This window comes from Microcoleus sp. BM001215392, assembly GCF_036700185.1.
In the GTDB taxonomy this organism is placed as follows: Bacteria; Cyanobacteriota; Cyanobacteriia; order Cyanobacteriales; family Microcoleaceae; genus Microcoleus.
The window spans coordinates 2,167-7,713 of sequence record NZ_JAUBOJ010000369.1; the positions used below are offsets into that span (position 1 = coordinate 2,167).

Annotated in this window: 5 protein-coding genes, 1 tRNA gene and 1 pseudogene; 2 read left to right on the plus strand and 5 right to left on the minus strand. The window is 45.2% G+C overall.

Annotated features, from left to right (window positions below):
- A pseudogene (locus QT974_RS27985) lies at nt 1-221 on the plus strand (O-antigen ligase family protein); the annotation flags it as partial.
- On the opposite strand, the gene QT974_RS27990 reads toward QT974_RS27985, so the two are convergent.
- From QT974_RS27990 to QT974_RS28000, 3 genes are all read right to left on the minus strand, one after another.
- On the minus strand, nt 199-714 hold the full coding sequence (locus tag QT974_RS27990) for a thermonuclease family protein (protein ID WP_333471665.1): 516 nt from the start codon (nt 712-714) through the stop codon (nt 199-201). The pseudogene QT974_RS27985 and the gene QT974_RS27990 sit on opposite strands and share 23 nt — an antisense overlap.
- 167 nt (nt 715-881) lie before the next feature.
- Nucleotides 882-1,250, minus strand: a complete 369-nt coding sequence (locus QT974_RS27995; protein ID WP_265239312.1) for a 2Fe-2S iron-sulfur cluster-binding protein — start codon at nt 1,248-1,250, stop codon at nt 882-884.
- Nucleotides 1,251-1,282: 32 nt separating this feature from the next.
- Nucleotides 1,283-2,608, minus strand: coding sequence for an RNA-guided endonuclease InsQ/TnpB family protein (locus QT974_RS28000; protein ID WP_333471666.1), 1,326 nt, complete (start codon nt 2,606-2,608; stop codon nt 1,283-1,285).
- A 404-nt stretch (nt 2,609-3,012) separates the two neighbouring features.
- On the opposite strand from QT974_RS28000, the gene QT974_RS28005 reads away from it, so the two are divergent.
- A tRNA-Ser gene (locus tag QT974_RS28005) sits at nt 3,013-3,097 on the plus strand.
- Nucleotides 3,098-3,241: 144 nt separating this feature from the next.
- On the opposite strand, the gene QT974_RS28010 is transcribed toward QT974_RS28005, so the two are convergent.
- Both QT974_RS28010 and QT974_RS28015 read right to left on the minus strand, forming a co-directional pair.
- Nucleotides 3,242-3,364, minus strand: coding sequence for a hypothetical protein (locus QT974_RS28010; protein WP_333471667.1), 123 nt, complete (start codon nt 3,362-3,364; stop codon nt 3,242-3,244).
- A gap of 180 nt (nt 3,365-3,544) precedes the next feature.
- Nucleotides 3,545-4,828 carry a HEAT repeat domain-containing protein gene (locus QT974_RS28015; RefSeq protein ID WP_333471668.1) on the minus strand — a complete coding sequence of 428 codons (1,284 nt, stop codon included), beginning with the start codon at nt 4,826-4,828 and terminating at the stop codon, nt 3,545-3,547.
- Between the last annotated feature and the right edge of the window lie 719 nt (nt 4,829-5,547).

Sequence of the window (5,547 nt, forward strand, 5' to 3'; positions counted from 1 at the left end):
CCGATGGAAGTCGGAAGAAGGAAGAAGTCCGATGGAAGTCGGAAGAAGGAAGAAGTCCGATGGAAGTCGGAAGAAGGAAGAAGGAAGAAGTAAGAAGTAAGAAGGAAGGAAGAAGGAAGAAGGAAGAAGGAAGAAGGAACAATAATCCCCAACTGTCAACTGTCAACTGTCAACTGTCAACTGTCAACTATCAACTGACTATTTCCGATTTTGTTGTCTGAATTCTGCGGGAGTTTGCCGCAAAGCTCGTTCTGGATTCCACAGGCCTTTTCCCATGATTCTCGCCCATTCTTGAGCGTTGGCGAGTCGCTGTTGATATTTCGTATTTCGCGATCGCACTGAGGCCAAAACATAACCTTCTTTGATTAGCTGTTCGTTGAGCAAAATTTTATCTTGCCACAAATAAGCTAATTTGCGATCGAATCTGTCTTTCTCTTCGATGTCTGATTCTAGCAATATTTGTTTCCCCCCAATTAGCTGTTCTAGTCTTTGTTTGGCTGCTTCTCCCCAAGGCTGCTGTTTTAAATCGGGTGCATCAATCCCAATCAGTCTGATTTGTTCTAGTAAGGCGATTTTGTCGGCTGTACTGATAATTTCGATTGTTTGGCCGCTGATCGCCCTTTCTACTTTGGCGATCGTACCTTGGGGCATTTCTGGTTTTTCGCAGCTAGCTAACAACACACAAAGGGCGATCGCAAATAACCTATAAAGCATGAATAATTGGGAATTGGGAATTGGGAATTGGGCATTGGGAATTAGAAATTGGTCAGCTCTTCTGCATTTAAATTATGTGTAAAAATCAATTAAAGACTTGTGGGGTGGGCTTTGGGCAGCGCCCCCAACCAGCAATTCAAAGGCGCAACAGCTTACCAAATTTGCTCTCATTCTTCATCCAGCGGTAAACCGAATCTAACTTTACCTTTGCCGAAAAAGCGACCGAATTGCAATTCGTACACTTCATCTTCGTCTTGCGTCTCTACTTCGATGTTGGAACGGGGATAGCAGACGCAAAGCAAAGCATAACCCTCTTTTTGCAGTTCCACAGAAAGTCCCATTGCTTCGGGCTGGTGCAATTCCCCCGACTTGACGCGCACCGCACAGGCTGTACAAGCGCCGTTGCGGCAGGAAAAAGGCAATTCTACGCCTTGGTTTTCGGCACTTTGCAGGATGTAACGGTCTTCGGGTACTCGCACTGTGTGGCGATCGCCCGTTTGTCTGTTATGAATTTTAATTGTGTAGGAGCGAGTCATCTTGATTTTCGATTGAAGAATTTTAGAGTCAACTACCCATCACCAAGCGGGGTACCGCTATGGTGTGGGCTTGTATCTGAGCTCCACCGCAATTCCGAAAATCTTTGCAGAATCTCAGCTTTAGTTTCACTGCCCGACACATCAGGGGATGCTGACAAGCTCCCCGTACTCATCCAGTCTTGCCGGACAAGCAACGCTCTCATTGCAATATTTCGCGCGCCTACCAAATCAGCGTGTAACTCATGACTACAACATTCGCATCGAAACAATAGTCCTTTGTTAGGTCTATTATTATCTGAAGTATGTCCGCATTTAGGGCAACTTTTCGATGTATAATGAGCCGGAACTTTAGTTGCTAACGAACCATTTAGATTGGCTTTGTAGTCGATATACCCGTGCAATTCGGCATAAGACCATTTAGTTTTATTTCGGTTGGCTCTCCGCTGTTTTTTGCTAGCCTTCTTCCCAGACTTAGACTTAGTTGTATCTCGGATTCCGGTCAAGTTTTCTAGTCCAATTAGGCTCGACGGCTGGGCAATTTTCTTGCTGATTTGGTGGTTTACATCAGCGATAAACCGTCTTTCTCTTCCAGATAAAGCGATTAGTCTTCGCTTGGCTGAACGAGTGCCTTTACGCTGAAGAGTTATTCTTGCTTTGTGATAGCGGTTGGCTTTGTGTCTAACGTCTTTTCCTGAGTATAATTTAGACTTGTTTTTCAAATCTGTTTCTACCGCAAGATATCTCATGCCCACGTCAACACCAGAAACTCTAGTGATTTTCAGTGGGTCAACCAAAGGTGTTTCTACCTCAATACTTACCATTAAGTAGTAGACCTTAGAAGAACGCTGATAGACAATTTTAGCGGCTCCAATTTTGGCACCATTAGCAATTAAATCTAGGTGCTTGCTGTAGCCGTCATACGAAACCACTATCCTCCCAGAGAGAGTGATGATACTCACTTGCCTCTCGGCTTTAAAAGAGTAGTCACGCTGATAATTCAGGGTACAGGTTCGAGAAATATATTTTGGGGCTTTATCCAACCCTTTGTACCGTCTCTTCGTGTAGCCTTTGGCGATAGCATCAGCAGATTGTTTTACCTTAGTCCACAAAGTTTTGTACGTTGCCGACACTTGTCTGGGTACATTGCAAGCCATTTGAGCGCCCAGCCCAAATCTAACTCGCAATTCACTGTAAACAGCCTTCTGCAACTTAGCGCCATTGCTGGTTTTGCCCGCATCAAAAGCGACTTGCGAGGTATAATTCAAAGCATCCCGGTAAGCTAAAGCAGTCTGAGATACCAAAGCTTTTTGCTCGGCATTCAGGTTGAGTTTTAGCTTGGCGGTGATTACTTGGGACATGATCTTCACAAACTCCAATTAAATCCTATCTCGTGAATAATGTCGCGTCAAGTGGTGTGGCAAAATAATTTGCACAGCGAGTAGACCGCCCCAAACCCTCCGACTTCTAAAGCTACCGATTTGGCTTGGGGCGGCTCTCTTGACTCACGCGCATTCCTCCCGACGCTCACCTGGGTACAGGTAGAGCGCGGGACTCCTGCTGATGCGAGTTGAAGAATAGAACCATGGCGTTTGGGGGCAAAATCCTTGATGTGAATGGGTTTGCGACACAGGGAGCAGAACTTGGCTCGCCGGTTTTACACCCTACCCACATTAAACAACAAATTTATGCCGTTACCCCTTCCCAAATCAGATTTGTTCTGCTAAGATAGTTTAGCTGTGGCTGAATGATTTCATTTAGCCCTGGAGAGGTGGCCGAGCGGTTGAAGGCGCACGCCTGGAAAGTGTGTTTAGGGCAACTTAACGAGGGTTCGAATCCCTCCCTCTCCGTTACCAAGCTGTTCAGGAAAAAAATAACAGCTTGCAAAAAATCTCTTGTATGAGATAAATAACTGGAATTAGATCGCTGCTGAGTTTTGAAGAAAATTCAGGGGCGATTTGTTTGGAATACCTGAAAGTAGGTAGGTTCGCTGCTTAGGAGTTCAGTCCCGATCGCACGATCTCTGCGATCGAGTCGAAACGATCGCAGCGATCGCGCGATTTAGTTCGATCGCCCGATCGCTGCAAATTAGCCGCCCCAGTTGCGATCGCCCGCACCTTTCCTGAGAGTTTTACTCGAACTCAAGCCCCAACTATCCAACTTATTTTACTGTAGGAGTGTCCTGCTGGCGATCGAAAACAAGATGATTGGTAGTTGGGAATTTAGCGAGATTTGTGGTTGTGTTGTGCGAACCCCTTCGCTTTTCTGGGTAATTGGTAACTCACAATTCTGCTTGATTACAATCTTGTTGCGGCCTTTAAACTCGCTGCTTTTTGCTGCATCAGCAAATCCTCATCCTCAGCTAAAATCTCGCAGCCGCTGCTGTCTCCTAATTTTTGCAATGCCATCAAACTACCGTATTTTAAATCCCAGAGTCGAGTTTTTAGACAAATTTTCAATTCTGCAATAGCGCGTTGGTCGCCAATTTCGCCGAGGGCGATCGCGGCGGCGGCGCGGGATTTTTGAAATTGGGGTTCTTGATTGTGCAACGCTTCTATGAGTAAATCGAAAGCAGGAGCGTACTTGAGCCAGCCGAGCAGTTTCATGACGTGATAGTGGGCTCCACCATCCTTGTATGCTGATTTTTCATAAATTGCCAGCAAAGCATCCGGTGCTTCACTTGTATATGATTCTAGCAGGGTTTTGGTTGCCAGATAACAGCGCCCGCCATCTGTTTCGTAGAGTTCGTTAATGGCAAATTCGAGGCTGGGGAGTTGGTCATATTCGTAGACTAAATCTAGGTCGTCGGGTCGATCGCCAATTATGCGATCGAGAATCGGTTCAATTTCTGCAAAAGCAATTTTTCCCGCAGGAATTCCCGCATTAGCCAGCATCCGCACAGCCCGCAACCGAAACACCACAGACACAGGACAGCGAGCAATCAGAGGAATTGCTTGGTAATATTTTGCATCTATTAAATCTTGAATGCTGCTGCGGCGAGCATTAACATTAACGCTTTGCAGCAAGTTTACAACGCGCGACATTTCCGAGTAATCTCCTGAAAAACGGCAAACTGTGGTGATGGCTGCACTTCTAATCATCTCGTCTTCGGAGTCTACAAATTGTCTAATTTGCGAGAGTGCTGCTGTATAATTCAATTTTGCCAAAGCGCGGATGATAACCCGATAACTTTGACCTGGTTGGTCGAGCAATTTGGCAATATCTTCTGAAATATCCAGATTTTGCGTGCCGATGGAGCCGATCGCCCACACTGCATTTTCTACTACGTAAAAGTCATCCCCCTGCAAGCAAGAATGCAGCGATGTTAATGCTGGTGCAGCCTGCAAGCGCCCCAATATTTCTGCTGCTTTGCGGCGCACAGCCTGATTTTCCGGGCTATCCTCGCTATTTTCCAGCGCCGCCATCAAAGCTGCGATCGACTGTTCTGTAGGGAAATTTACTAAGTGAGAGGCTGCAATGTAGCGGTAGTAGGGGTCAGCGAGTTTGTCCGCAGGCGTTTCCAAAATGGCGATCGCCACTTCTTCTGTCATATCGACTAAATTAACCAAACTTTTATCCATTTACCAATCATAAATGAAGGGGAAGGCAAAGGGAAATAGGAAGGAAAAGACAAGCATAAATCAGACTAAATTACCAATTATTACCCTTCGGCTGTCTCGACAGCGGGCGGGTAAGTCGCGGTTATCGAGCTCTCGCCGAGATACGGGCTCTTCTTACCCCTTACCAATTACCCTGTTAATCTTCTCACAGTTAAGGGATTCTAGAAAGATATTTTTGACATTGCGATCGCCAACCCAGCAATCATCTGCAATATTACCCTCTCCTGGGAGGGAGGATGAGCGATGGGTGATTGACAGGATTTAAGGCTGCTGCGAAGCTGCTGCTTAATTATTCAGCAATTCTGTCCCATTAAATGTTGGCGGTCGATCGCTCTAATAATTTACTACAGCGGAGAAATGTGGATGACTAGCGGAAAATTGTAGGGCAGTTTAAGGGCTGGATATATACTAGAAAAAAGTTGATCGAACGCCAACCCACTCGATGCTGTTAAAAATACATTCATCTGTTTGACAATGCAGTAATCTATAAGTTCAGAATAAATATATCTGGCAATTGATTAGTTGGTAAATCATAAAATATTCTGCCGTTTATCAGACCAAATTATACAGATTTAAAAAAATAGTGTGGTGGCAAAGAAGTATAATTACAAATTTATCCTGCAATAGATTAGATATCTTGCAAAAATCAAAATGTATATGTAGGGGCGTAGCATTTGGGC